The organism is Lysobacter sp. HDW10, from assembly GCF_011300685.1.
In the GTDB taxonomy this organism is placed as follows: domain Bacteria; phylum Pseudomonadota; class Gammaproteobacteria; order Xanthomonadales; family Xanthomonadaceae; genus Solilutibacter.
On the sequence record NZ_CP049864.1, the window covers coordinates 1,753,333 to 1,778,460 of the forward strand.

At 56.5% G+C, this 25,128-nt stretch carries 21 protein-coding genes; 15 read left to right on the forward strand and 6 right to left on the reverse strand.

Annotated features, from left to right (window positions below):
- Positions 1-17 precede the first annotated feature (17 nt).
- The 3 genes from pnp (at position 18) to G7069_RS08520 (ending at position 4,382) form a co-directional block, all read left to right on the forward strand.
- Positions 18-2,132, forward strand: coding sequence for a polyribonucleotide nucleotidyltransferase (pnp, locus tag G7069_RS08510; RefSeq protein ID WP_166296453.1), 2,115 nt, complete (start codon positions 18-20; stop codon positions 2,130-2,132).
- Positions 2,133-2,229: 97 nt separating this feature from the next.
- The gene (locus G7069_RS08515; RefSeq protein ID WP_166296456.1) at positions 2,230-2,664 is read left to right on the forward strand and encodes a MarR family winged helix-turn-helix transcriptional regulator; all 435 of its coding nucleotides are present in this window, start codon (positions 2,230-2,232) and stop codon (positions 2,662-2,664) included.
- Entirely contained in the window at positions 2,661-4,382 is a 1,722-nt protein-coding gene (locus G7069_RS08520; protein WP_166296477.1) for a chloride channel protein, read from the forward strand. The genes G7069_RS08515 and G7069_RS08520 overlap by 4 nt, the downstream gene beginning before the upstream one ends.
- Here G7069_RS08520 and G7069_RS08525 read toward each other — a convergent pair.
- From G7069_RS08525 to G7069_RS08540, 4 genes are all read right to left on the reverse strand, one after another.
- Positions 4,379-5,323, reverse strand: a complete 945-nt coding sequence (locus tag G7069_RS08525; RefSeq protein ID WP_166296480.1) for a DegV family protein — start codon at positions 5,321-5,323, stop codon at positions 4,379-4,381. The genes G7069_RS08520 and G7069_RS08525 overlap by 4 nt on opposite strands.
- A 132-nt stretch (positions 5,324-5,455) precedes the next feature.
- Positions 5,456-6,565: a DNA polymerase IV gene (dinB, locus tag G7069_RS08530; protein ID WP_240912670.1), complete on the reverse strand. Its 1,110-nt coding sequence runs from the start codon at positions 6,563-6,565 to the stop codon at positions 5,456-5,458.
- A 45-nt stretch (positions 6,566-6,610) separates the two neighbouring features.
- Positions 6,611-7,294, reverse strand: coding sequence for a hypothetical protein (locus G7069_RS08535; RefSeq protein WP_166296504.1), 684 nt, complete (start codon positions 7,292-7,294; stop codon positions 6,611-6,613).
- A gap of 3 nt (positions 7,295-7,297) precedes the next feature.
- Positions 7,298-7,834, reverse strand: coding sequence for a sigma-70 family RNA polymerase sigma factor (locus G7069_RS08540; RefSeq protein WP_166296507.1), 537 nt, complete (start codon positions 7,832-7,834; stop codon positions 7,298-7,300).
- A gap of 120 nt (positions 7,835-7,954) precedes the next feature.
- Here G7069_RS08540 and pssA point away from each other — a divergent pair, with 120 nt between their 5' ends.
- The 4 genes from pssA to G7069_RS08560 are packed head-to-tail and all read left to right on the forward strand — an operon-like array spanning position 7,955 to position 11,206.
- Positions 7,955-8,587: a CDP-diacylglycerol--serine O-phosphatidyltransferase gene (pssA, locus tag G7069_RS08545; RefSeq protein WP_240912541.1), complete on the forward strand. Its 633-nt coding sequence runs from the start codon at positions 7,955-7,957 to the stop codon at positions 8,585-8,587.
- Positions 8,588-8,646: 59 nt separating this feature from the next.
- A complete protein-coding gene (phaE, locus tag G7069_RS08550; protein ID WP_166296510.1) occupies positions 8,647-9,675 on the forward strand; it encodes a class III poly(R)-hydroxyalkanoic acid synthase subunit PhaE in 1,029 nt (342 codons plus the stop codon).
- On the forward strand, positions 9,672-10,748 hold the full coding sequence (gene phaC, locus G7069_RS08555; RefSeq protein ID WP_166296513.1) for a class III poly(R)-hydroxyalkanoic acid synthase subunit PhaC: 1,077 nt from the start codon (positions 9,672-9,674) through the stop codon (positions 10,746-10,748). The genes phaE and phaC overlap by 4 nt, the downstream gene beginning before the upstream one ends.
- 5 nt (positions 10,749-10,753) lie before the next feature.
- Positions 10,754-11,206, forward strand: a complete 453-nt coding sequence (locus G7069_RS08560; RefSeq protein ID WP_166296516.1) for a hypothetical protein — start codon at positions 10,754-10,756, stop codon at positions 11,204-11,206.
- Here G7069_RS08560 and arsC read toward each other — a convergent pair.
- Complete coding sequence (arsC, locus tag G7069_RS08565; protein ID WP_166296519.1) at positions 11,203-11,556, reverse strand: arsenate reductase (glutaredoxin); 354 nt, start codon at positions 11,554-11,556, stop codon at positions 11,203-11,205. The two genes, G7069_RS08560 and arsC, sit on opposite strands and share 4 nt — an antisense overlap.
- A 188-nt stretch (positions 11,557-11,744) precedes the next feature.
- Between arsC and smc the strand changes: the two genes are divergently transcribed.
- From smc to gyrA, 8 genes are all read left to right on the forward strand, one after another.
- A complete protein-coding gene (smc, locus tag G7069_RS08570; protein WP_166296522.1) occupies positions 11,745-15,245 on the forward strand; it encodes a chromosome segregation protein SMC in 3,501 nt (1,166 codons plus the stop codon).
- Between the two features lie 11 nt (positions 15,246-15,256).
- Positions 15,257-15,961 carry a cell division protein ZipA gene (gene zipA, locus G7069_RS08575; protein WP_166296525.1) on the forward strand — a complete coding sequence of 235 codons (705 nt, stop codon included), beginning with the start codon at positions 15,257-15,259 and terminating at the stop codon, positions 15,959-15,961.
- A 13-nt stretch (positions 15,962-15,974) separates the two neighbouring features.
- The gene (gene ligA / locus G7069_RS08580; RefSeq protein ID WP_166296528.1) at positions 15,975-18,050 is read left to right on the forward strand and encodes an NAD-dependent DNA ligase LigA; all 2,076 of its coding nucleotides are present in this window, start codon (positions 15,975-15,977) and stop codon (positions 18,048-18,050) included.
- Positions 18,034-19,020, forward strand: coding sequence for an EF-P lysine aminoacylase EpmA (gene epmA / locus G7069_RS08585; RefSeq protein ID WP_166296531.1), 987 nt, complete (start codon positions 18,034-18,036; stop codon positions 19,018-19,020). Before ligA ends, epmA begins: the two co-directional genes overlap by 17 nt.
- Before the next feature lie 48 nt (positions 19,021-19,068).
- Positions 19,069-20,022 carry a DUF3011 domain-containing protein gene (locus tag G7069_RS08590; protein WP_166296534.1) on the forward strand — a complete coding sequence of 318 codons (954 nt, stop codon included), beginning with the start codon at positions 19,069-19,071 and terminating at the stop codon, positions 20,020-20,022.
- A gap of 27 nt (positions 20,023-20,049) precedes the next feature.
- The gene (locus G7069_RS08595; RefSeq protein WP_166296537.1) at positions 20,050-20,610 is read left to right on the forward strand and encodes a DUF3011 domain-containing protein; all 561 of its coding nucleotides are present in this window, start codon (positions 20,050-20,052) and stop codon (positions 20,608-20,610) included.
- Between the two features lie 38 nt (positions 20,611-20,648).
- On the forward strand, positions 20,649-21,701 hold the full coding sequence (gene mtnA, locus G7069_RS08600) for an S-methyl-5-thioribose-1-phosphate isomerase (protein ID WP_166296540.1): 1,053 nt from the start codon (positions 20,649-20,651) through the stop codon (positions 21,699-21,701).
- Between the two features lie 124 nt (positions 21,702-21,825).
- Positions 21,826-24,378, forward strand: coding sequence for a DNA gyrase subunit A (gene gyrA, locus G7069_RS08605; RefSeq protein ID WP_166297670.1), 2,553 nt, complete (start codon positions 21,826-21,828; stop codon positions 24,376-24,378).
- A 54-nt stretch (positions 24,379-24,432) separates the two neighbouring features.
- Here gyrA and G7069_RS08610 read toward each other — a convergent pair whose 3' ends face one another.
- Positions 24,433-25,125, reverse strand: a complete 693-nt coding sequence (locus G7069_RS08610; protein WP_166296543.1) for a ferritin-like domain-containing protein — start codon at positions 25,123-25,125, stop codon at positions 24,433-24,435.
- Positions 25,126-25,128 lie beyond the last annotated feature (3 nt).

Genomic DNA, 25,128 nt, shown 5'->3' on the forward strand with positions numbered 1-25,128 from the left:
CCAAGGATCAAACCATCGTGGCAAAAATCACCAAGAGCTTTCAGTACGGCGGTCGCACCGTCACCCTAGAAACCGGCGAAATCGCACGCCAAGCCGGCGGCGCCGTCATGGTTTCGGTGGATGGCACGGTTGTGCTCGCCACGGCAGTGTGTGCAAAGTCGGCTCGCGAAGGCCAAGACTTCTTCCCGCTGACCGTTGACTACCAAGAGAAGTTCTACGCAGGTGGTCGCATTCCGGGTGGCTTCTTCAAACGTGAAGGCCGTTCGACTGAAAAAGAAACCTTGATCTCGCGCTTGATCGATCGCCCGATCCGCCCGCTGTTCCCCGAAGAATATAAGAACGAAGTCCAGATCATTGTGACTTTGATGTCATTGAATCCGGAAGTGGAAGGTGACATCCCGGCATTGATTGGTGCCTCGGCTGCATTGTCTTTGTGTGGCTCGCCGTTCCAAGGCCCGATCGCTGCGGCCAAGGTCGGCTACGCAAACGGCCAATACATTCTCAACCCCAGCGTTGAACAACTGAAAACCTCTGAGCTCGAATTGGTGGTTGCAGGCACGCAAGACGCCGTATTGATGGTTGAATCGGAAGCCAAGGAATTGTCCGAAGACGTGATGCTCGGTGCTGTGATGTTTGGCCACCGCGAGTCGCAAGTCGTCATCAATGCCATCAAGGAAATGGTCGCCGAAGCCGGCGTCCAAGCCTCCGACTGGGCCGCACCGGCGAAGAACGAATCGCTGATCAGCGAACTCGCCAGCGCCATTGGTGATCGCATGAAGCATGCTTACTCGATCATCGAGAAAGCAGACCGTCGCTTGACGCTCAACTCGCTGCGCAAAGAAATCTCCGATCTGTTGAATCCGAAGGGCGAGGCCGCTGGCTGGACAGCCGGCGACGTTGGCAAAGAATTCGGCGAGCAGGAATACAGCACGATGCGTCAATCCGTGCTGCAAACCAAGAAGCGCATCGACGGTCGTGGTTTGACGGATGTCCGTCCGATCTCGGTCAAGGTCGGCGTGTTGCCGCGCGTGCACGGTTCGGCATTGTTCACCCGTGGCGAAACGCAGGCCTTGGTTGTGACCACGCTTGGTACGGCACGTGATGGCCAAATTATCGATGACGTCGCCGGTGAGTGGAAAGAGAACTTCATGTTCCACTACAACTTCCCGCCTTACTCGGTTGGTGAAACGGGTCGTTTCGGTGCGCCGAAGCGTCGCGAAATCGGTCACGGCCGATTGGCTAAGCGTGGCGTCCTCGCCATGATGCCGACGCTGGAAGCGTTCCCGTACACGGTTCGCGTCGTGTCTGAAATCACCGAATCGAACGGCTCGTCTTCGATGGCTTCGGTGTGTGGTTCCTCGCTCGCCTTGATGGACGCCGGCGTGCCGGTGAAACGTCCGGTGGCAGGTATCGCCATGGGCCTGGTCAAAGAAGGCACTGACTATGTCGTCTTGTCGGACATCCTGGGTGACGAAGATCACTTGGGCGACATGGATTTCAAGGTTGCCGGTTCAGAAGCAGGCGTGACCGCCTTGCAAATGGACATCAAGATTCAGGGCATCACCGAAGAAATCATGAAGGTTGCTTTGGCGCAAGCCAAGGACGGCCGTTTGCATATCCTCGGCGAAATGGCCAAGGCACTCACGACCGCGCGTTCGGAACTCTCCGAATTCGCACCGCGCTTGCTGACGATCAAGATCCACCCGGACAAGATCCGCGAAGTGATCGGTAAGGGCGGCGCCACGATTCAAGGCATCACCAAGGAAACCGGCACCCAGATCGATATCCAAGATGACGGTACGATCACCATCGCTTCGGTCAACAATGCCGCGGCAATGGCTGCCAAGACGCGCATTGAACAAATTACGAGCGATGTCGAGCCGGGTCGCGTCTACGAGGGCAAGGTTGCCAAGATCATGGACTTCGGTGCATTCGTTACGATCTTGCCGGGCAAAGACGGCCTGGTGCACGTTTCGCAAATCTCCAACGAACGCGTTGAAAAAGTCAGCGACAAGTTGAAAGAAGGCGATATCGTCAAGGTCAAGGTGTTGGAAGTCGACAAGCAAGGCCGTATTCGCCTGTCGATGAAGGCGCTCGATGAAGAGGCTGGCGAAGCGCCTGCTGCTGAGTAATCGAAAGCATTCAACTGTTCCGGAAAAGCGGGCCTACGGGCCCGTTTTTTTTCCTCTTGCATATATACAATAACGTTGTATATCCGTGGTGCGTCCAATGCTCGATAAGAAACAAGACGAAGTGCTCTCTGAATTCCGATGCCAGTTGGCCGGCTTTCTGCGGTTCAGTGAATCTGCAGCCAGAGAAGCAGGTCTGACGCCCGCACAGTATTTGCTGCTATTGCATCTCTGCGGCTTTCCGGATCGCGACTGGGCCACCATCGTTGAATTGGCCGATCGCCTACAAGCCAGTCATCAATCCACCGCGGCGTTGGTGAAACGATGCGAGGCGCAGGGCTGGGTCAAGAAGCGGGCAGGTCGCGGCGATGCACGTTTCGTCGAAGTGGCGCCGATGCCAAAGGCCAGACGTGCAGTCGCGCGTGTTGCAAGCCATCACGCAGAAGAGCTTGCGCAACTCGGCGCCGTCTTTGACGCGGCAACACGCGTGGCGGCGATGGATCGATCTAACGAAAAGAAGGGGCGTAAGCCATGAGAGGTCGAGATTTTGCAAGAAACGATCGCTTGCCATGGCTTGCTTTGTTCGCTGTTGTCATCGGCGTTCTAAGTACGATTGGTGCATGGGTCTTGCTGAGCATGATCCGCTTTTTTACACAGCTGTTCTTCTTTCAACGACTCAGTTTCGACGAGGTTTCGCCAGCAACCAATACGCTGGGCGCGTGGGTCATCCTTGTCCCCGCACTCGGCGGGTTGATTGTTGGGCTCATCGCACGCTACGGCAGTGAAAAGATTCGCGGCCATGGCATCCCTGAAGCTTTGGAAGCCATTCTGTTTGGTAAGAGCCGGATGTCGCCCAAGGTGGCCGTCCTGAAACCCTTGTCTTCCGGGATTGTGATTGGCAGTGGCGGCCCGTTTGGTGCTGAAGGGCCCGTCATCATGACCGGTGGTGCAGTGGCCTCCCTATTGGCGCAAGCGTTTCACTTGACTGCCGCCGAACGCAAAGCCTTATTGGTTGCGGGTGCATGCGCAGGTATGACGGCGGTGTTTGGTGCGCCTATTGCTGCGATTCTGTTGGCAGTAGAACTGCTCCTCTTTGAACTCCGACCGAGGAGTCTGCTCCCCGTCGCTGTTGCGTGTGCCGTGGCTGGATTCTTGCGCCCCCTCTGGGCACCGGCAGCGCCGCTGTTCCCAATGCAAACCCCACCGGTTGAAACGCTGGCCATCTTCTCGAGCATTGTGGCGGGCTTGGCCTCAGGCGGACTCTCGGCGCTGATGACCCGTCTGTTGTATTGGGTTGAAGACGGCTTCGAACGTCTACCTCTCCATTGGATGTGGTGGCCCGCCATCGGTGGTTTGGTGGTCGGCTTGGGCGGATGGCTGGAGCCGCGCGCGCTTGGCGTCGGCTATGACGTCATCGCCGATCTGTTGGCGCACCACTTGCTGCTCAGCACCGTGGTCGCGCTACTTGCGGTGAAGGCCATTATTTGGGCGGTCGCTTTAGGTTCGGGTACCTCAGGCGGCGTTCTGGCCCCCTTGCTGATGATTGGTGCCGGACTGGGCTACCTGATCGGCCCTTGGCTGCCAGGGGGCGATCCCCGCCTATGGGCTTTGGTATGTATGGCGGCCACATTGGGTGGAACCATGCGTGCGCCCTTGATGGCTATTCTCTTTGCCTTCGAACTGACCGGAAACAGTCATGCACTTCTGCCGCTAACCTTAGGCTGCGCTACAGCCTATGGGTTTTCGGTCCTGGTGATGCCGCGTTCAATTCTTACCGAAAAAATCGCACGCCGCGGACTGCACGTCTATCGAGAGTACGGGGTCGATCCTTTGGAACGTAGCTTTGTCGACGAGGTCATGACGCGAGACGTTGTCGCGATTCCGGCGGATATGCCTATTGAACGCGCACGGCAGACTTTCTTCGGCGCACATCAAGCCCATCGCGGCTATCCCGTCGTAGATGGCGAAACCTTAGTGGGTCTGATTCGACGTGATGACTTTAAAGATGCAACGGAAGGACACGTCCGTGATCTCCTGCACGGCGTGGGACCGGTTGCGCTGCTGGGGGAAACCTGTCGATCGGTCGCTGCGCGCATGGCGGCGACAGGCGTTGAGCGACTTCCCGTGATCGACGCGCAGGGCAGTCATGCATTGGTCGGCATCGTGAGCCGAAGCGACTTGTTAGATCCCGCGCGTGACACACACGAAGATGAAATGCCGCGCGAGCGTTTCTTTGGCGGATCTGGTGCTTAGTCGAAGTTGAACACGCCTTCTTGTGCGAAGGCGACACTCAGGGTGCCGGCGCCGATATTGATCAATCCAGTGAGACTCATCATGGATTCGAGCAGGGTGACGCCGTTGTTCAAACAGGCTTGCTTGAGGCTGGCATAGCCCGGCATGTTGCGCATTTCGTCCAAGTCGCCGCCATAGGCTAAGGACACGACGGGCGTAAGCAAGCCTTGGCCAACCGCGCGCGTTGCGTAGTTCAACATCTTTTCGCAGGCGGGTTCAAAGCCGCGAAGCTTTGCCACAGGCTTGGTCATACCGCGATTGGCATACAGCAATGGCTTGATATCGAGGGTCGTACCGAGTGCGGCGCTTAGCAGACTGACACTGCGATCGCCCTTGGCGCGGCCGCGGTTGCGAATGTAATAGAGATCCGGTGTCACCAAGAAACCATGCGTATTGGCAATCACACGGTCGATTCGATTACGAATCGCCTGCGTCGATGTGCCGTTATGACGCAATTGAATGGCTTCCCATGCAACAACGGCTTGTCCGGTAAATAGCGTGCCGGTATCCACCACACGCATATTGAAGGGCGTCGCAAAACCCGCGGCTTCGCGTGGCGCGTGGTATTCGCTAAGGATCTTGAAGCTTGCCTGCACACAGCGCTCGTAGATCGGGCTACGCGACGCCGTAATGGTCTGAACCATCACGTAGTCATAGTCGACGACGAGCTTGGTCAGGAACAATTCGGAAATCTGCTCAACCGTATAGGGAATGGTTTCGGCCTCGGCTGCATCTTTAGCGATCCCGCTATCCAAGAACTGTTGGCTAACCACGTCTTGGCGACTGTCGTTGATGACTTGTTCGCCAATTCGAACCGCAATTGGCAGCACGACGACGTTTTCTTGATCAATGATTGATTGCGGTAAATCGCAGCCCGCGTCGACAACGTATCCAATGCGCATGGTCAGGTACAAGCTCGGTGAACAGTTAGGTAAGCGTACCCTGTTTTGCGCATGAAAAACCCATATAAATACGGAGTTTTTGCATCCAGGTCGTCTCAGAAAAAGTCTGCTTTTGTGCTGCAGAGCGGCAATTTAGCCGTCGAATAATTGCGCGATGTAGCCGGGGTCGGAAGAGGCGTCCTCTTGAAATCCGGAGACACCCACGCCAACCAATCGAAACAGTGTCGACTCGGGTAGGGCGACGCGCTCGCAGAGTGATACAGCGCGCGCGTACAGTGCGTCTGCATCAACAGGGAAGGGATGTTCTGTCAGCGATCTCGTCAAGGTACGAAACTGCGCCGTTTTTAATTTCAAAACTACTGTGCGCGCATGTCGACCCGGATGACGCTGAAGTTCACGTTGGTAGGCTTGCCACGTTTTGATTGAGAGCGCGCGGATCGCGTCATTGCATGCACCCAAAGGCACATCGACCGCGAATGTGTCTTCACTGGAGATTTGCAGTGTCGGTCGTTCTGGCACGACTGCGCGATCATCGATGCCATGCGCCAATTCGTGCAACCTCTTGCCCCACTTTCCAAACTGCGCTTCGAGTAGTTGCGCATTTGCAGCACGAATATCGCCACACTTTTTGAAACCCAATTTCTGCAAGTGAGCATCCGTCACTTTTCCCACGCCGGGCAAACGCGCCAACGGAAGATCTGCAAGGAATGCCTCGACTTGGTGTGGTTTGACGACGAACAAACCATCCGGCTTGTTGATGTCACTCGCGATCTTCGCAATGAACTTATTCGGTGCGACACCCGCAGATGCGGTGAGTCGCGTTTCTTGTTTGATCTCTTCCCGGATTTGCGCCGCGATATGTGTGGCACTGCCAAGATCGCATTTGGGACGCGTGACATCGAGGTAAGCCTCGTCCAACGACAACGGTTCAATCAGATCCGTGTAGCGCGAAAAGATCTCACGAATCTGTTGCGAAACAACTTTGTATCGACTGAAGTCCGGTGGCACAAACACCGCGTCCGGGCACAACCGCTCAGCGCGCACGGCTGGCATGGCAGAGCGAACCCCAAACACCCGCGCCTCATAACTCGCCGCGCAGACCACGGAACGACTACCGCGCCAAGCCACAACAACGGGGCGCCCTTTGAGTTCCGGTGCGTCCCGTTGCTCGACCGATGCATAGAAGGCGTCCATGTCGACATGGATGATTTTCCTTTGCAACGGGGGTTCGGCAACGTGCATGGATGCAATTTTCGCAGGCACATGCACATTGCGCGAGGGATCCATTCAAATTTCGTCGAATGCCTTCAATTCATCCAAGTTCTTTTGTGCTTTGACCAAGGTGCCCCCGGTGACAGCATCTTCCATGGCGCGGCGGAGGCGCGGTCGCGCAGGGTCACGTGACCAGCGATGGAACCACGCAGTAGCCATCAAGCCTGCGACGCCGACTGCAACGGTGATCCACAGTGATCCACCCATACGTGCATAGAAGTCCACTTGGCCTCGCGTCAGCACATCGGCCAAGGTCGCCATAAAGGGAAGCCAGAACAACCACCAGGCCAGACCGACCACCATGCCACCGATCACATAGGCTTTTCGGCTGCGAGCAAGCTTCTCTTGGAGTTCGAGTACGGGCTGGCTTGCATTCAAACCTGCGAGCTGCCCAAACAAAATGCCGGCGGCAACGATGCAGGCAACACCATATGTATGCACGATGATGCCCGACCACATGAGCATGCTGCCGTCGCGGTGCTGCGTCCATCCAGCCACGCCGAGCGCGATCATCAGCACACCAAAGGCCATTTGGAACACCTGCCCCACATACAACGGCCATAAGGCGCGCTTGAAGTGGTTGGCTTTGCGCCTACGCAGTGCTGATTTCTCTTCCTTCTCGTCCTTTGCCAAGCGCGCGGTCAGTGCGTTCAACGCGTTCTTCAATTCGTCCAGTTGTAGATCTTGGTTGGCAATCATGATTCAGGTCTCCGATGCTGCAGAGAAAAGGGTTTTCAATCTCTGTTTGATGCGATTGAGTTTGGTGGCGACATTCGATTCGGACATGCCCAGCACTTCGCCAATGTCGCGGTGACTCAAGTCATCGAGGTGCATGATGAGCAGGGCGCGATTAAAGACGTCGAGTGCATCCAACGCGCGATTCAGGCGCTGCATGCTTTCATTCACGCGTTCGCTGTCTTCGGGCGCAGCGACGTCGTGCGCGGTCGGATCGAATGCGACGTGGTGCTTTTGTATGCGGGTCTTGCGACGAACTTCGGAGATCGCAACGTTGAGTGCGACGCGATACATCCAAGTCGAAAAGGAGCGCGTCGCGTCGTACATTGGCCATGCCGCCCAAAGTGAGGCCCGGATGTCCTGCGCGAGATCCGCGCGATCTTCCGGCGTCCAGGCATAGGTCGCGGTCACTTTGTGCAGAATGCCGATGTGCGTGTTCAGTAAGCCTAGGAAGGCGGCCTCTGAAGTGTCCGGTGGATCATGGGTGAGCGAAGCGCCTGTCATGCGTTGTGTCCAGTAGGTTTAAAGAGTGATTCGCTCGAGATCGCGAAATATCACAGCCCCGACGACCGGGCCGCGACGCGAACTTGGCTATCCTGTGCAGACTGGCGAATGGAGCCCACTATGCAGGACACCCCAAGTAAGCCCCGTCACTTCTCCATGTTCCGTGATTTTCATCTGGCGGACTGGTTCACGCTCGGGAACGCGTTCTGCGGCACAGGTGCTGTCTTCGCCGCGATGCGCTATCTGCAAGAGGGCAATGTGCGCGATCTCTTGATTGGCATGGCACTGATTCCCTTGGCCTTCATCTTGGATGCACTCGATGGTCGAATCGCGCGTTGGCGCAACGTCTCTTCATCTTTGGGACGCGAACTTGATTCGTTAGCGGACGTGATCTCTTTTGGTGTTGCGCCAGCCGCGCTGGCTTATGCCTGTGGCTTACAAGGGGGCTGGGATTGGGTGGTGTTGAGTTACTTCGTGTGCTGCGGTGTGAGTCGATTGGCGCGTTACAACGTCACTGCAGAGGCGCTCTCTGGCGCCGAAGGCAAGGTCAAATATTTTGAAGGCACGCCCATCCCTTCGAGCTTGGTGTTGGTTGTGATGCTAGCCGTTGCTGCATGGCAAGGGGCGATTGGCGACAACGTGTGGTTTGGCAAGATCGTTCTTGGTCCGTGGCAATTCCATCCGTTGGTGATCGCGTTCGCTGTGTCGGGCTCATTGATGGTGAGCAAGACCCTGCGCATTCCGAAACCTTGAGCTGGTTTGGGTCGTCCATCCAGTGTCATTATTCAAGTAATTCCAAGGAGTAATTAGCAATGAATCCGCAATGGCCCAACGATTTCGAAAGCCTCGGCCGCCACTATATGGAAGCGTGGCAAAACATGATGCGCGGCGCGATGTCCGGCCAAAATGTACCGCCAACCGGCTTTGCAGGCATGGGCGGTTGGCAGGATCCGTCTCAAGCATGGACGCGTGCGGCTTCTCAATTTGCAAACCCGGAGAGCATGGCGGCGATGCATCGCTTTAATGCACAGTCCAACGGCTGGTATGCACAGATGCACGAGTTGGCTGCGAAATTTGCCGATCAAGGCGCAACGGCCAAAGCGGTGGCAGAAGAGTGGCGCCGAATGCTGGAAAACAGTTCGGGGAATGTCATGGCGGATGCATTGAAGAACATGCAATCCGGCGGTAGTCAGGGTTTCGATGCGTGGTATTCGTCGGTGGAGCCGATGTTGAATGGCTGGAAGCGCGAATTTTCGGCATGGTTGAATGTGCCGACCTTCGGCCTTGCGCGAGAGCACCAAGAACGTCTGCAAAAGTTGATGCAGGCGCAAATGGACTATCAAGAAGCACTGTCCACACACAATGCGTTACTCGGCAATTCCGGTGAAACAGCGATGAAGTATTTCGAGGCCTTGCTCGAAAAGCAGGGCGTGACCGGCAAGCCGATCACCTCTGCACGCGGCCTATTTGATACTTGGGTCGACGCGGCAGAACAGGCCTATGCGAAGGTGGCACTCTCGCGTGAATATCGCACTGCCTACGCCAATATGGTCAACGCTCAGATGCGTTTGCGCGCGGGCGTGCAGCGCGAAATCGAACAGGCCTGTGACGCCTTAGGTATTCCGACGCGAACGGAAATGGATGCTGCCCATCGCAAAATCGCAGAGCTCGAACGTGCACTGAGGCGCGCGTCAACGTCTGCGAGAACGGAAGATGCCGAACGTAAAGTCGCGCCCAAGAAGTCAGCGGCCAAGAAAGCCCCTGCGGCGAAGAAGGCGGCCAAAAGGACAGCTGCGCGTAAAGCCCCGGCAAGCCGTAACTCAGCCAGGAAGCGCACATGAAAAACACGTCACCGATTGATATCACGGCGGAAGGCATCGCCGACGAAGTCGCGAATGTGCAGGCCAAGCTCGGTGCAAGTTTTGGCACTTTGCGAAACGTCGATAACTTCGACTACGGCGCATCAGACAAAGAAGAAGTTTGGCGCGACGGCAAAGTTGTTTTGTACCGCTACACGCCGGTGCGAAAGACACTCGCACGTATCCCGATTCTTGTCAGTTATGCCTTGGTCAATCGCCCCTACATGATCGACTTGCAAGACGATCGATCTTTGGTAAAGGGCTTACTTGAGCGCGGCGAAGACGTCTACGTGATCGATTGGGGCTATACAGATCGATCAGACAAGTTTCTGACCTTGGAGGACTATATCCAGCGCTTTTTGAATGGCGCTGTCGATTTCCTGCGCGAACGTCACAAGGTCAATGCGATCAATCTTTTAGGTATTTGTCAGGGTGGCGTTTTTTCTTTGTGCTATGCCGCGCTCAACCCTGCCAAGGTCAAGAACCTGATTACGATGGTGACGCCGGTCGACTTCCAAACCCCGGACAACATGCTGTCAAATTGGACGCAAGAATTGGATGTCGATTTGTTTGTCGACACCATGGGTAACATTCCTGCTGACGTCATGAACTATTCGTACCTGATGTTGAAGCCCTTCCGACTCAATATGCAGAAGTACGTTGGCTTGGTCGATATTCTCGACAATCCCAAAGCGGTGACTGACTTCCTGCGCATGGAAAAGTGGATTTTCGATTCACCAGACCAAGCGGGCGAAGCGTTCCGTCAATTCGTGAAGTTGTTCTATCAAGGCAATGGCTTTGTTAACAAAGACGTGGATATCGGCAATCGCCCGGTGGATCTCGATGATGTGACCATGCCAGTTCTGAACATCTATGCCGAGCAAGATCATTTGGTGCCGCCGGACGCGTCACGCAAAATGAAATCACTGCTCGGCACGCGTGACTACACCGAACTCAGCTTCAAAGGCGGGCATATCGGGATTTACGTCTCGAGCCGCGCGCAAAAGGAAGTGCCAGAGACGATCCATCATTGGTTGGCGAAGCGCGCCGTCTAGTTGCCATGGATACACGCCTCGTTTGGGCACTCAAATGTTTGGGTGGCATTTGGACGTTACCTAACACGGCCATTGGCTTGATATTGGGAAGTGCAGGTCTCCCATTTGGTGCGCACATGCACCTAAGCACACGCGAGTGTGCCTTGGTATTTCATGGCTGGCCATGGGGGCCGGGTGGTGCGATCACCTTTGGCAATGTCATCGTGCACACCGGCAATTCACTGGATTCGCCTTGCCTTACCTACGCGACGCGCGCGGGTCGTGCACAAGAGGCGCACATCCGCTTGGGTGATCACGAGCGCGCCCACGTCTTTCAGTACATGGTGTTGGGTGTGCTGTTCTTGCCGGTGTATGGATTGTGTGGGGGGGTCAGTGTGCGCAATCCATTTGAACGCGCCGCAGACCGATATGCCTTGACTGGCCGGGGTTGGTGGCCATTGGGTCGAATCCGCGTTTAAGTCGCCTGCGGCAGAATCTCTTCCACGCGTTCCGGTGGGCGACACAGTCGTGTGCCTAGTTCGGTACGCACAAACGGACGATTCAAAAGGCGAGGGTGGCTCGCCATTGCCGCGATCAGAGTTTCCGGATCCGCGTCCGCAAGGCCGAGCGCGTCGAACTCTGCCTCTTTGCTGCGGATGGCATCGATGGGGGTCAGGCCTGCCTCGGCAATGAGTGCGCGCAGGGTATTGGCATCGGGCGGCGTCGCCAAATAGTCGATGACCTCAATGTCCGCCCCATGCGCCTGGAGCCGCGCCAATGCGCCGCGGGAATTGCTGCATTGGGGGTTGTGGTAAATCGTCGCCTTCATTTTTTGCCCTTAAACGTGCCAATCCAGTCAGTTTGGGAAGGAAAGCTATGCAGGACAAGGGTTTCCATCGCTATACTTCAAGATCATCTATCTTCAATGTGTCAAATCGCTTGTTGTTTCAATGGCTTGCGTAACTTGGCTCATCTAACTTCTAACGTTTCGCATGCGGAGCGTTGACTGAGTGTTGAATGCGTCTTTCTACTATTAAGTTGGCTGGTTTCAAATCCTTCGTCGATCCGACGACCCTGCATCTGCCGGGAAACATGACCGGCGTGGTCGGACCCAACGGGTGCGGTAAATCCAACATCATCGACGCCGTGCGCTGGGTGATGGGCGAATCATCCGCCAGCCGTCTGCGTGGCGATAATGCAACCGATGTGATCTTCTCCGGTTCGACGGCACGAAAGCCTGTCTCTCAAGCCACGGTCGAATTGATCTTCGACAATTCCGATCACGCCATCACGGGTGAGTACGCGAGCTTCAACGAAATCTCGGTCAAACGCACGGTAGGCAGAGACGGCCAAAGCAGTTACTTCTTGAACGGCACACGCTGTCGTCGTCGCGACATTACGGACTTGTTCTTGGGCACCGGCTTGGGCCCGCGCAGCTATTCGATTATTGAACAAGGGATGATCTCCCAAATCATCGAAGCCAAACCGGAGGAACTGCGGGTTTACCTAGAAGAAGCTGCAGGCATTTCCAAATATAAAGAACGCCGCCGCGAAACTGAAAACCGCATCCGTCATACCCGCGAGAATCTGGATCGACTCGGGGACTTGCGTGAGGAAGTGGGTAAGCAACTCAATCATCTTGCGCGCCAAGCTAAGCAAGCAGAGCAATACACCGCGATCCAAACAGAAAAGAAGAACAAAGAAGCGGAATGGAAAGCTCTGCAGTTCAAGACATTGGATTTGCAGCTCTCAACGCAACGCAGCGCGCTGCTCGCGGACGAAACTCGACTGGAGCAACTCATCGCCGAACAACGCGAGGCAGAGCGTCAGATTGAAACCGGGCGCATTCGACACCAGGAAGCTGTTGACTTGCACGCCGCGGCGCAAGCTGAGGTCTATCGCGTCGGCGGACAGCTCGCCCGGTTGGAACAACAAATTCAGCACCAGGCTGAAATGCAGCAGCGCTTGCATTCCGCGCATACGGAAGCACAGGGGGCTTTGGGCGAGCTCATCGCGCATATCACCAATGACGCGTCAGCGCTCGAAAGCCTTCGCGAAGAATTGGCGGCGAATGAACCGGCTTTGGAAGCCCTGCGTGCGACTGACGAGCTGAAGCAAGCCGAATTGCGTGAAGTCGAATCGCAACTGAGCGATCTTCAACAACAATGGGATGTGCACCAAGCCGCGCAGGCCGAAGCGGCGCGCGCCGGTGATGTTGAACGCACGCGCGTGGATTATCTCGACCGGCAGGTGCTGGAAAGCGAGCGTCGTCGTGAACGCTTGAATGAAGAGCGTGGCAGTTTGGATCTCGACGCACTCGCAGCTGTGCTCGCAGAGCACCAAGCGCGACACGACGCTGAGAAAGCGTCGCTCGAAGACCTGCAGTCTGAGATGGAAGCTCGCAAAGAGACGGTGGCGAAGCTGCAAGAGCAACAACGCGAACATCAGAACACCTTGTCTGAGCTACGCAAGCGCATTCAGCAATCACGTGGCCGTCTTGCGTCGCTAGAAGCGCTGCAGCAATCTGCGCTTGGACAAGAACAAGGTGCGGCGCTGGCGTGGTTGCAAGCGAATCAGCTGGCTTCCGCTGCACGTGTGGGCGAACGACTGAACGTCGACGCGGGCTGGGAGAACGCAGTTGAAATTGCGCTTGGCCGCATGCTTGAAGCCGTATTGATTGATCGCCCGGAACATCTGATCGATGCACTGAGCGCGCTGACCGAAGGCCATGTCGCATTGGTTGACGCCGCCGAAGGGCGCGCCGAATTTGCCTCGACGTCTTTGGCAAACAAAGTACGCGGGCCGGGTGCGGTCTTGGAACTCTTGGCGAGCATTCATGCGGTCGAATCGTTGCAGGACGCAAAAAATCTGTTGCCCACGCTGCCCAAGGGTGCTGTTTGCATAACGCGTGCCGGTGAACGTGCGGGCAAGGGTTGGGTTCGCATCGAGCGCCGCTCAGGTGCGGAACAAGGTGCGCTACTGCGTGAGAGCGAAATTCAGGCACTGCGCACGAGCTTGGAAGAAGACGTTGCGCGCGAAGAAGCGTTGGAGCAACAGATTGCAGAAGCCAAGCAGCGCGCATTTGAAGCAGATCAGGCACGTGAAGAAAGCCAGCGTGCGCTCTATATCGCACATCGGAGCGTGTCCGAACTGGCCGGCGCCATGCAGGGCCAGAAGAGCCGCGTAGAAAACACCGGCAATCGCATCGCGGCGATTGATCAGGAGCTCGCCCAACTCGTACAAAGTCGAGGCGAAAGCGAGCAGCAAAGCAAAGCTTCGCGCGCGGCGCTGGAGACCGCTGTTGAGCGAATGGCCGAACTTGAGGCCACGCGTAAGCAATTGGAAGAAGCGCGTCGCGCCTTGAGTGCGAAGCGAGACGCCGCACGCGATGGCGCGCGCGCAGCGCGTGAAACCGCACATGCCTTGGCCCTGTCAGTGGAAACACAGCGGACGCGACTGAGTGCGTTGAGCCAAGCCTTGGAACGCATGGGCCAACAGCGTGGGCAATTGGACCAACGCTTGGATGAACTCTCGCAACAACTCAATGTTGATGTCGATCCCAGTGTCACGCTTGAAGCCGATCGCCAAGCGGTATTGCAAGCACGTGTGCAAGTGGAGCAGGCCTTGGCCGAAGCGCGCTCAGCCATGAATGGAATTGAGCATGAATTACGTGAGTTCGAACAAACGCGTCAACAACGTGAAGTTCAATCGACGCAGCAGCGCGAAAGCATCAGTGAACGCAAACTTGAACAACAAGCACTCTTGTTGGCCAGTGAACAACTGAAAACATTTGTTGTCGAAGCGGGCTTCAATCTGGAAGACGTTGTCAATCAACTGGATGACGCGGCAGATGCCGATGTTTGGGGCAAGCAGGTCGCGGAACTCGAAGGCCGTATGCGTCGTTTGGAACCCGTCAACCTTGCGGCGATTTCCGAACATGCAGAAGCGGCGCAAAGAAAAGAATATTTGGACGCGCAAGATACTGACTTGACCACCGCGCTCGATACCTTGGAAGAAGCGATCCGTAAGATCGATCGCGAAACGCGCGGCCGATTCAAAGACACGTTTGATCGTGTCAATGCCGGTGTACAGGAGCTCTATCCACGGTTGTTTGGCGGTGGCCATGCCTATCTCGAACTCACCGGTGAGGACTTGTTGGATACCGGCGTCGCCATCATGGCGCGTCCACCCGGCAAGCGCGTCTCGAACATTTCATTGCTGTCTGGCGGTGAGAAAGCCATGACTGCGGTGGCATTGGTCTTTGCAATCTTCAGGCTCAATCCAGCACCGTTCTGTCTGCTCGACGAAGTCGATGCACCGTTGGACGAGGCCAACGTGGGTCGATTCACGGCCATGGTCAATGAGATGAGTGAGCAGGTACAGTTCCTGTTTGTGACGCACAATAAGGCCACCATGGAAGCAGCGCGTCAGTTGGCGGGTGTCACCATGCGCGAGCCGGGTGTCAGTAGGCTTGTGTCGGTGGATCTTGCCGAAGCAACGCGTCTTGTGGGCGCCTAAGGGGACACAGCATGTCGGTAGATTGGTTGATCAGAATTTGCATCATCATCGCGGGCATCGTGCTCGCCGTCGCCATTGTCTGGCAGGGACGTCCGAAGCGCGCCAGGCAAGGCAAGCGATTGTTCGACCGCGCCGCAGACCGCAACGAACCTGGCATGGGCGAGGAAGCATTCGAGGAAAAGCAAGATGTCACCTTCGACGCGGAACGTCAGTCCGAGCTCTCTTTGTCGGGGGCTGAGAGCGAGTTGGGTAAACGCGCGGATGAAAGCTTCGACAAGATCGTGGCGATCTATGTCGCGGCCAAGGCGGGCCAAACGTTTCATGGCCCGGACATTGTTGTGGCTGCCGAGAAAACCGGTTTGACGTTCGGTCATATGAGCGTTTTCCACCGTTTGGTTGAGCGCCAACCGGAACGCGGTCCCGTGTTTAGCGTTGCGAATATCGTTAAACCCGGCAACTTCGACATGGCCGATATTCATGCACTTGAGACGCCGGCACTGGCGTTCTTCTTAACTTTGCCAGCGCCTGTCACTGCGTTGGAGGGTTGGGAAATGATGTTGCCGACCGCCACCCGAATTGCAGAGCTTCTGGATGGTGTTGTGTTGGATGAAGACCGCAATGCATTGGGTCGCCAGCGTATTCAACACATCCGCGAAGAGTTGCGCACCTACGATCGCCAGCGTGAAGCACCGCTGTTGCGTCCGAACAAGTGGTGAGTCAGGTCGTTTTATGAAAGACATCGCCGGCCGCGTCGAGGCGCTCCGTGCGCAGTTGGAAGAGGCAAATCACCGCTACTACGTGTTGGATGATCCATCGATCACTGACGCCGAATGGGATGCGCTGTTTCGCGAACTGCAAAGCTTGGAAGCAGCACACCCTGAGCTCGTGAGTCCGGAGTCGCCGACGCAACGCGTTGGCGCAAAGCCTTCTGGAAAGTTCGAAAGTGTGACCCACAGCATTCCGATGTTGTCTTTGGGGAATGCCTTCAGCGACGAAGAAGTCGAAGATTTCGTCAATCGCATTCGTAAAGAACTCGGTGTCGAAGCGCCCGTGTTCTCAATCGAACCGAAGTTCGATGGTTTGGCGATCAGCTTGCGTTACGAGCACGGTCGATTTGTACGCGGCGCGACCCGCGGCGACGGTCTCACTGGAGAGGATGTCACCGCAAACCTGCGTACGATCAAATCGCTGCCGCTCAGGCTGCGCGGTGAGGCGGTGCCCGCGGTGCTTGAAGTTCGTGGCGAGGTGGTCATGCCCAAAGCAGAGTTCGACGCCTACAACGCACGTGCATTGGCATCGGGGCAAAAAGTGCTGGCCAACCCGCGCAATGGTGCGGCTGGCTCTTTGCGTCAATTGGATCCTGCAGTGACTGCAAGCCGGCCCCTCGCGTTCTTCGCATATGCATTGGGTGAAGTTGAAGGCGCTGAAGCGTTGCCGACGAGGCATTCTGAAGTCCTGCAATGGTTGCGTTCGCTGGGCTTTCCGATCAGTGCAGAGGCCACCACGGGTGAGGGTCTGCAAGGCGTGCTGGATGCGTTCAAGTCGATGGGCGAACGACGCGATGCCTTGCCTTTCGATATCGATGGCGTGGTCTACAAGTTGGATCGCTTCGATCAACAACGCGAGATGGGCTTTGTGTCGCGTGCACCGCGATGGGCAATTGCGCATAAATTCCCGGCGCAAGAAGTGACCACGCGCGTCGAGTCCATCGAGGTCAATGTTGGGCGCACCGGCGCTGTGACGCCTTGGGCATTGATGCAACCGGTGCACGTCGGCGGCGTCACGGTGACGCGCGCCACGCTGCACAACGCAGACCAAATTGCGCGCCTGGATGTGCGCGCGGGCGATGCCGTCATTATTCGAAGAGCGGGCGACGTGATTCCGGAAGTCGTTCGCGTTGTAGAAGAAGCACGCCCCGTGGACGCTGCGGGCATGCCCATCCACCCGCCATTTGAGATGCCGACGAAATGCCCTGTGTGCGGCTCAGCCGTTGAGCGTGAGGAAGGCGAAGTAGTTGCGCGATGCACCGGCGGATTGTTTTGTCCGGCGCAGCGCGTCCAGGCCTTGTTTCACTTTGCAGGTCGACGTGCAATGGATATCGAGGGGCTTGGAGAAAAGATCGCAGAAGCCTTGGTGGAAACAGATCTCGTGCGCTCGCCTGCAGATCTCTATCGTTTGACGGTAGAGGATTTGCTAGACATGAAGCGTCGACTGGACACGCGTGAAGATGCGAAAGAAAGCCAAGCCACGCGATGGGCAGAAAATCTGATTGCATCCATCGATGCCAGCAAAAATACGCAATTGGAACGCCTGCTTTTCGGTCTTGGCATTCCAGACATCGGCGAAAGCACCGCGAAAACACTCGCACGTCACTTTGGCAGCCTTGAAGCCTTGCAGAACGCATCGCTTGAATCACTGATGGCCGTGAATGACATCGGCGCGATCATGGCGCAGCACATTCGCCATTTCTTTGATGAACCCCACAATCAGGAAGTGCTCGGTGCGCTCTTGGCACATGGCGTTTCATTCCCGGAAGGGGCACCACAGCGCGCGGTTGAAGGCCCTTTGCTGGGTAAAACCGTTGTTCTGACCGGGGGGTTGTCGGCGATGTCGCGAGATGAAGCTGGCGCAAAGTTGGAGCAATTGGGTGCGAAGGTCAGTGGCAGTGTGTCCAAGAAGACATCGATCGTCATCGCGGGCGAAAGTGCGGGCAGCAAACTGACGAAAGCCCAAGAATTGGGCGTCGAGATCTGGGACGAGACACAGCTCATGACTTTCTTGGCGGCGCATGAACGCGACGGGTGAGTGGCGACCTGGTGCAGACGTGGAGGCGTTGCGTTTGCGCGCTGCGCTCTACCGCCTTATTCGGGCGCACTTCCAAGAAACAGGTGCTTTGGAAGTTGAAACGCCGATCTTGTCGTCGGCGGGCACCACCGATGTGCACATCGAATCCTTTTCGACGCACTTCACAGGGCATGTAAGCGCGGGTCCATCGCAACGTTGGATGCGCACCTCTCCGGAGTTCGCGATGAAGCGACTCCTCGCTGCAGGGATCGGCGATTGCTATGAACTGGGCCGTGTCTTTCGCAATGGCGAAGCCGGCGGTCGACATAACCCTGAATTTACGATGCTCGAGTGGTATCGCGTCGGTTGGTCATTGCAAGCTCTGATCGATGAAACTGCGCAGTTGGTCATGGCCGGCATGGCGATGACGCATCAACCGCTATCGCGCGTGGATGTACGCTATCGCGATCTGTTTGAATCCGTCATCGGTATAGATCCCATGCGCGCAACAGACGAAGACATCATCCAAGCGGCATCGACCATCCGAATTGATCCGGCAGGCCTGACACGCGACGATTGGTTGGACCTGCTTTTTACCCATCGCATACAAAGCGCGTTTCCATCAACGCAGCTCACTGTGGTGCGCGACTATCCGCCCTCGCAATGCGCTTTGGCGAAGGTGTCTGAAGATGCGGATGGAGATGCTGTGGCGCAGCGATTTGAGCTGTATGTCGGCGCGCTCGAGCTCGCCAACGGCTATGACGAGTTAATCGACGCTGACGAACAAGCGCGTCGTCAGCAAGCGGATCAAGCGGTGCGTGGCGCGCGGGGTAGCGTCGGGCCGCCTTCGGATCAAAATCTCGTGGCTGCGCTCGCATCCGGTATGCCTGCATCGAGTGGGGTGGCCTTGGGCGTCGACCGTTGGATGATGGCAATGTCCAAGGTTCAAGCGATCGAATCCGTGATCGCGTTTAACTTCCAGCGTGCTTGAATCGCGTGGGTTGTCATCGCATTCATGATTGTGCGATAGATTGAAGCCATGAATTGTGGACTTGCCACCGCTTTGTCTTCGCTCGGCTGCTTGCTGGTTGCAGCGGCTTGGCCGTCGCCTGCCTATTCGGGCGACATCCGCAATCTGTTCCGCAAACCCGAAGCCGGCAAAGTGGTTCGCTGCGAATCGCGCGACATGGCCGCACAGTTTTGCAAAGCAGAGACTTCCGGTGGCGTCCAAGTCTTGCGGCAGCTCTCCAAGACGTCTTGCATCGAGAATAAGAATTGGCGAACCACGGGCGAGGGGATTGAAGTGAGCGGCGGGTGCCGTGCGGATTTCAATACCGGATCCGCGAAGCACGTCTATGGCAATCAAGTGATCTTGTGTGAATCGGTTGGGCGCCGCTGGAAGCTGTGCGCCGCCGATACGTCGAACGGTGTGAACCTGGTACGACAAGTGTCAGATGAGTCGCCCTGCATTCGAAATCAGTCGTGGGGCGTTCGTTCCGAGGGCGTGTGGGTCGCGTCCGGTTGTCGTGCTGAGTTCAGTGTCGGCGACCCGATTGTGCCGCCAGAGACGGGTGAGCCTGCACGCATCACGCGCTGCGATTCCGAGAACGGGATGCGCACGCGGTGTCGACTCAAGACAGGCAAAGGCGTGCGGCTGGTGCAACGCATCTCGTCTTCGCCCTGCACGTTTGGAAGTACTTGGGGATTTGATGAAAGTGAGATTTGGGTGCGACGCGGCTGTCGCGCCGAGTTCCAGATCGACGTTGAACCGCGCGACATTGAAGCCAAGCCGCAGATTCCTGCGGATGCACGTTTAGTGAAATGCGAATCAGAAGACAACCGCACGCATCGCTGCGACATCGCGCCACAGACCCAAGTGCAAATCAAAGAACAAGTGTCAAAGAAAGTGTGTGAAGAAGGAAAATCTTGGCGCGTTGAAAAAGACGCCATCGTTGTGAAATCGGGTTGCCGCGCCGTTTTCGCGGTTTGGTAGGATTGAACTTTTCAGGAGGCTTGAACAATGCGAATTCAACATCAATGTCTGCTTGCACTGGGCCTGTGCGCACTCGCGTCTTCGGCATATGCGCAACGCTACGGTGACAACGGTCGCGGGAACTATGACCGCGGCAACTACTACGGACAAGAGTTCGAATGCGCATCTGTGCGCAATGACTATCGGGAATGCGCGGTGCCTGGCCGTGGCTATGCCGTGATCGTTCGACAAATATCCAAGAACACGTGCGACGAAGGCCGCACTTGGGGTCAGCGAAACGGCACCGTCTGGGTTCAGAAGGGCTGCCGTGCACGTTTCAGAGTGCGTGCAGGCAATGGCCATTGGGGTGGCAATGGCAATGGCTGGGGCAATGGGAACGGTTGGGGCAACAATGCCACGCGTTCGTTCCTGTGTGAATCGATCGATGGCCGACGCAATTACTGCGATTCCAATTCACGCAGTCGCGCGACCTTCCGCCGTCAAATTTCCAAAGCCGCTTGTATCGAAGGTCGCACTTGGGGCATCGATCGTCGTGGCGTCTGGGTCGCGGGCGGCTGCCGCGCAGAGTTCGAGGTCCGCGGTCGATAATCGCGTCGATGTTTCGATCGGTCATTTAAGATGACGGCATGAATACCGTTGACTTTGACCGCTATGATCGCGTCCGTCCAATTCGTTGGACGGGCGAATCGCTTGAGTTGTTGGACCAGCGCGTCCTGCCGTTTGAAACGTTTTATCGTGACTTGCGAAGCTACGAAGCGGTCGCCGATGCGATTCGAGATTTAGTTGTACGGGGTGCACCCGCCATCGGGATTTCTGCAGCCTGGGGTGTGGTGTTGGCCGCACGCGCCATCGACGCCGCAACGGGTGCGGAAGCACTTGAACATCTGCAACCCGCCTTTGACAGGCTCAACCGTTCACGGCCGACAGCCGTGAATTTGGCATGGGCACTCAATCGCATGCGTGCCGTGTTGCCGCAAGCAGGTGCCAACTGGCGTACAGCGCTAGAAGCAGAAGCACATGCGATTGCGACCGAAGACCTCGCGGCAAATCGCGCCATGGGTGTCGCAGGCGCAGCATTGATGGATGTGGGGAGTGGGGTGCTGACGCATTGCAATACCGGTTCATTGGCGACCGCGGGATTCGGAACGGCGTTGGGCGTCATTCGTGCAGGTGTCGCAGAAGGACGCATTCAACAGGTCTTTGCCGGCGAAACGCGACCCTGGAACCAGGGTGCCCGCTTGACGGTCTGGGAGCTGCAAGAAGATGGCATTCACGCCACCTTGATTGCAGACGCCGCCGCTGCGCATCTCATGAAGACGGGTCAAGTGCAGTGGGTCGTGGTCGGCGCGGACCGAATCTGCGCGAATGGCGATACCGCGAACAAGATTGGGACCTATCAGCTGGCGATCTCGGCGCGCCATCATGGGGTCAAGGTGATGGTGGTCGCACCGTCTTCCACGGTCGATATGCAGACCGCGAGCGGTGATCTCATTGAGATTGAAGAACGTGACCCAAGGGAGTTGTTGCACGCTGTGGGGCAGCGCACGGTGGCTGAAGGGGTCGTCGCCTGGAATCCGGTTTTCGATGTCACGCCACATGCCCTCATTGATGCCATCGTCACCGAGCGCGGCGTGATCCTTGAACCCGACGAAAAAAAGATGCGCGCAACGTTTAAGTAATTGATTTTTGAGGTGAAATCGGTTGGCGTGAAGGCTCGGTTCATGTTAAAATTTCAGGCTGTTACGGGGAGAAATCTAACCCCGATCCCGCCTGAATTCGGAAGACTTGATGTCACAACAACCGATGGACCCGGCACGGGAGATTATCCCGGTCAATCTAGAAGACGAAATGCGCCGCAGCTACCTCGATTACGCCATGAGCGTGATCGTGGGACGTGCATTACCAGACGTACGCGATGGCTTGAAACCTGTACACAGACGCGTCTTGTTCGCGATGGACGAGCTCGGCGCGCATAGCAATCGCCCGTACTACAAATCGGCACGTATCGTCGGTGACGTCATCGGTAAATACCACCCGCACGGCGATGTATCGGTTTACGACACCTTGGTGCGAATGGCGCAACCGTTCTCGTTGCGCTACATGTTGGTGGATGGCCAAGGTAACTTCGGTTCTGTCGATGGTGACTCCGCCGCGGCCATGCGTTACACCGAAGCACGAATGGCCAAGCTCACCCATGAGCTGATGGCTGACATCGACAAAGAAACCGTCGATTTCCAACCCAACTACGACGAGAAGGAACAAGAGCCGACGGTGATGCCGACGCGCTTCCCGAACCTGCTCGTCAACGGTTCCGCAGGCATCGCGGTGGGTATGGCGACCAATATCCCGCCGCATAACCTGACCGAAGTGATCAACGGCTTGTTGGCCCTCATCGACAATCCGGAATTGGATGTCGAAGGTTTGATGGAATACATTCCAGGCCCGGATTTCCCGACCGCCGGCATCATCAATGGCGTGGGTGGCATCCACTTGGCATACAAGACCGGCCGCGGTCGTGTGCGCATGCGTTCACGCGCAACGATTGAAGTGGCCGAGAACGGCCGCGAAGCCATTGCAGTGACGGAGATTCCGTATCAGGTCAATAAGGCGCGCCTGATCGAGAAGATCGCTGAGCTCGTCAAAGAGAAGAAGCTCGAAGGCATCAGTGAGCTGCGCGACGAATCCGATAAAGACGGCATGCGCATCTACATTGAAGTGAAGCGCGGTGAGTCTGCGGACGTCGTGCTCAACAATTTGTATGCGCAAACGCAAATGGAATCGGTGTTCAGCATCAACATGGTTGCGTTGGTCGATGGTCGACCCAAGACCTTGGCGCTGAAAGAGATTCTTGAAGCCTTCTTGCGCCATCGTCGTGAAGTGGTCACGCGCCGCACCATTTTTGAACTGCGCAAAGCACGCGCGCGCGCCCACATCCTCGAAGGTTTGACGGTTGCGCTCGCAAACATCGACGAAATGATCGAGCTGATCAAGACCTCGGCCAATCCGGACGAAGCAAAGCAACGCATGCTTGCAAAGTTGTGGCAGGCAGGCATGGTGGGTGCCTTGTTGCAGTCAGCGGGCGCGGATGCATCGCGTCCCGAAGATTTACCGTCAGGCGTCGGCTTGTTGGATACCGGTTACCAATTGACCGAAATTCAAGCGCAGCAAATTCTCGATATGCGTCTGCATCGCCTCACCGGGCTCGAGCAGGAAAAGCTGACCGATGAATACCGTGAGTTGCTTGAAGTCATTCGTGGCTTGATCGAAATCCTCGAGAACCCCGACATTCTGATGAAAGTCATTCGGGAGGAACTCGAGAAAGTGCGCGCGGAATACGGTGATGAACGCCGCAGTGAAATCCGTGCAAGCGAAGAAGATCTCGACATTCTCGATCTCATTGCCCCGGAAGACGTGGTGGTGACCTTGTCGCATGCGGGTTACGCAAAGCGCCAACCGGCAACGACCTATCGTGCGCAACGCCGCGGCGGTAAGGGACGTAATGCGGCAGCGACCAAAGACGAAGATTTCATCGATCAACTGTGGCTTGTGAATACGCATGACACCTTGCTGACCTTTACCAGCAATGGACGTGTGTTCTGGTTGCCGGTGTATCAATTGCCGGACGCAGGTCCCCAGGCACGTGGTCGTCCAATCATCAATTGGATTTCGCTTGAAGAGAACGAACGCGTTCAAGCGGTCCTGCCTGTGCGTGCGTACGAAGAGGGCAAGTACGTCTTCTTCGCCACGCGCAATGGCACGGTGAAAAAGACCGCGCTGACGGAGTTCGCGTACAAATTGGCACGCGGCAAGATTGCGATCAATCTGGCAGAAGGCGATGCATTGGTGAATGCAGAGCTGTCAGATGGCACACGCGACATCATGTTGTTTGCATCGAACGGTAAGGCGATTCGATTTGCGGGCGATTCCGTGCGCCCCATGGGCCGTACCGCAACGGGTGTGCGCGGCATGAAGTTGGCAGCCGGTGAGCACGTGTGCAGCTTGATCGTCATAGATGGCGATGGTGACATCCTGACGGCCAGTGAAAACGGATTTGGCAAACGCACAGAAGAAAGTGCGTTCCCACGCAAAGGCCGGGGTACGCAAGGTGTCATCGCGCTTAAGACAACCGACCGCAATGGTTCATTGGTCGGCGCGATTCAGCTCAGCGATCATCACGATGTGTTGTTGATTTCCGATGGCGGCACCTTGGTGCGGACGCCTGCGTCTGACATTGCACAAGTGGGCCGCAACACCCAAGGTGTCACCTTGATGCGGATGCAAGAAGGCGAGAAGTTGCAGGCGATTGAACGCCTCGATGTCTCGCTGGAAGAAGCAGATTCGGAACCCGAAGCCTAATTAGCACACACCCACGCACCCCTTTTCGCCAGCGCGAAAAGGGGTGCGGATGCTTCAGCTTCCGACCCAGCCGTTCAGTAGATCGGCGAAGTCGTCTGCATGCTCTTCTTCTTGCGCGAGAATTTCCATCAGCATGCGCTTGGTGGTCGTGTCACGATCACCGATGTAGTTGATCATCTCGCGATAGCTGTCGATAGCGATACGCTCAGCGATCAAGTTTTCCTTGACCATATCTTTCAGGTTCGAGCCTTCTTTGTACTCGGCGTGCGAACGCTGGGTGAGGGTGTCCGGATTGAAATCCGGTGAGCCGCCCAATTGAACGATGCGCTCGGCAATCATGTCGGCGTGCGCTTGTTCTTGCTGCGCATGCTCGAGGAATTCGGCCTTGACGGAATCCGCCAACATGCCGGAAGCCGTGAAGTAGTGACGCAGATAGCGGAGCACGCAAACCCATTCGGTTGCGAGTGCTTCATTCAGTAGCTCAATCACCAACTTGCGGTCGGCACCATAGCTATCGGTCACTGCACCTTGATCAATATTTTTCCGCGCGTTCGCACGTAAAGTCGCGACATCGGTAAATGCTTCACTGGCGTAAGACACGTTCACTGAGCGGGCTGCGGTGGGCTTCGGGTCCGTCGCGCTAGCGCGTTTGGCTGTCGCTTTCTTTGCGGCGGATTTTTTGGCGACTGCTTTTTTTGCAACTGCTTTTTTTGCAACTGCCTTCTTAGTCACTTTCTTTGTAGCCATAAA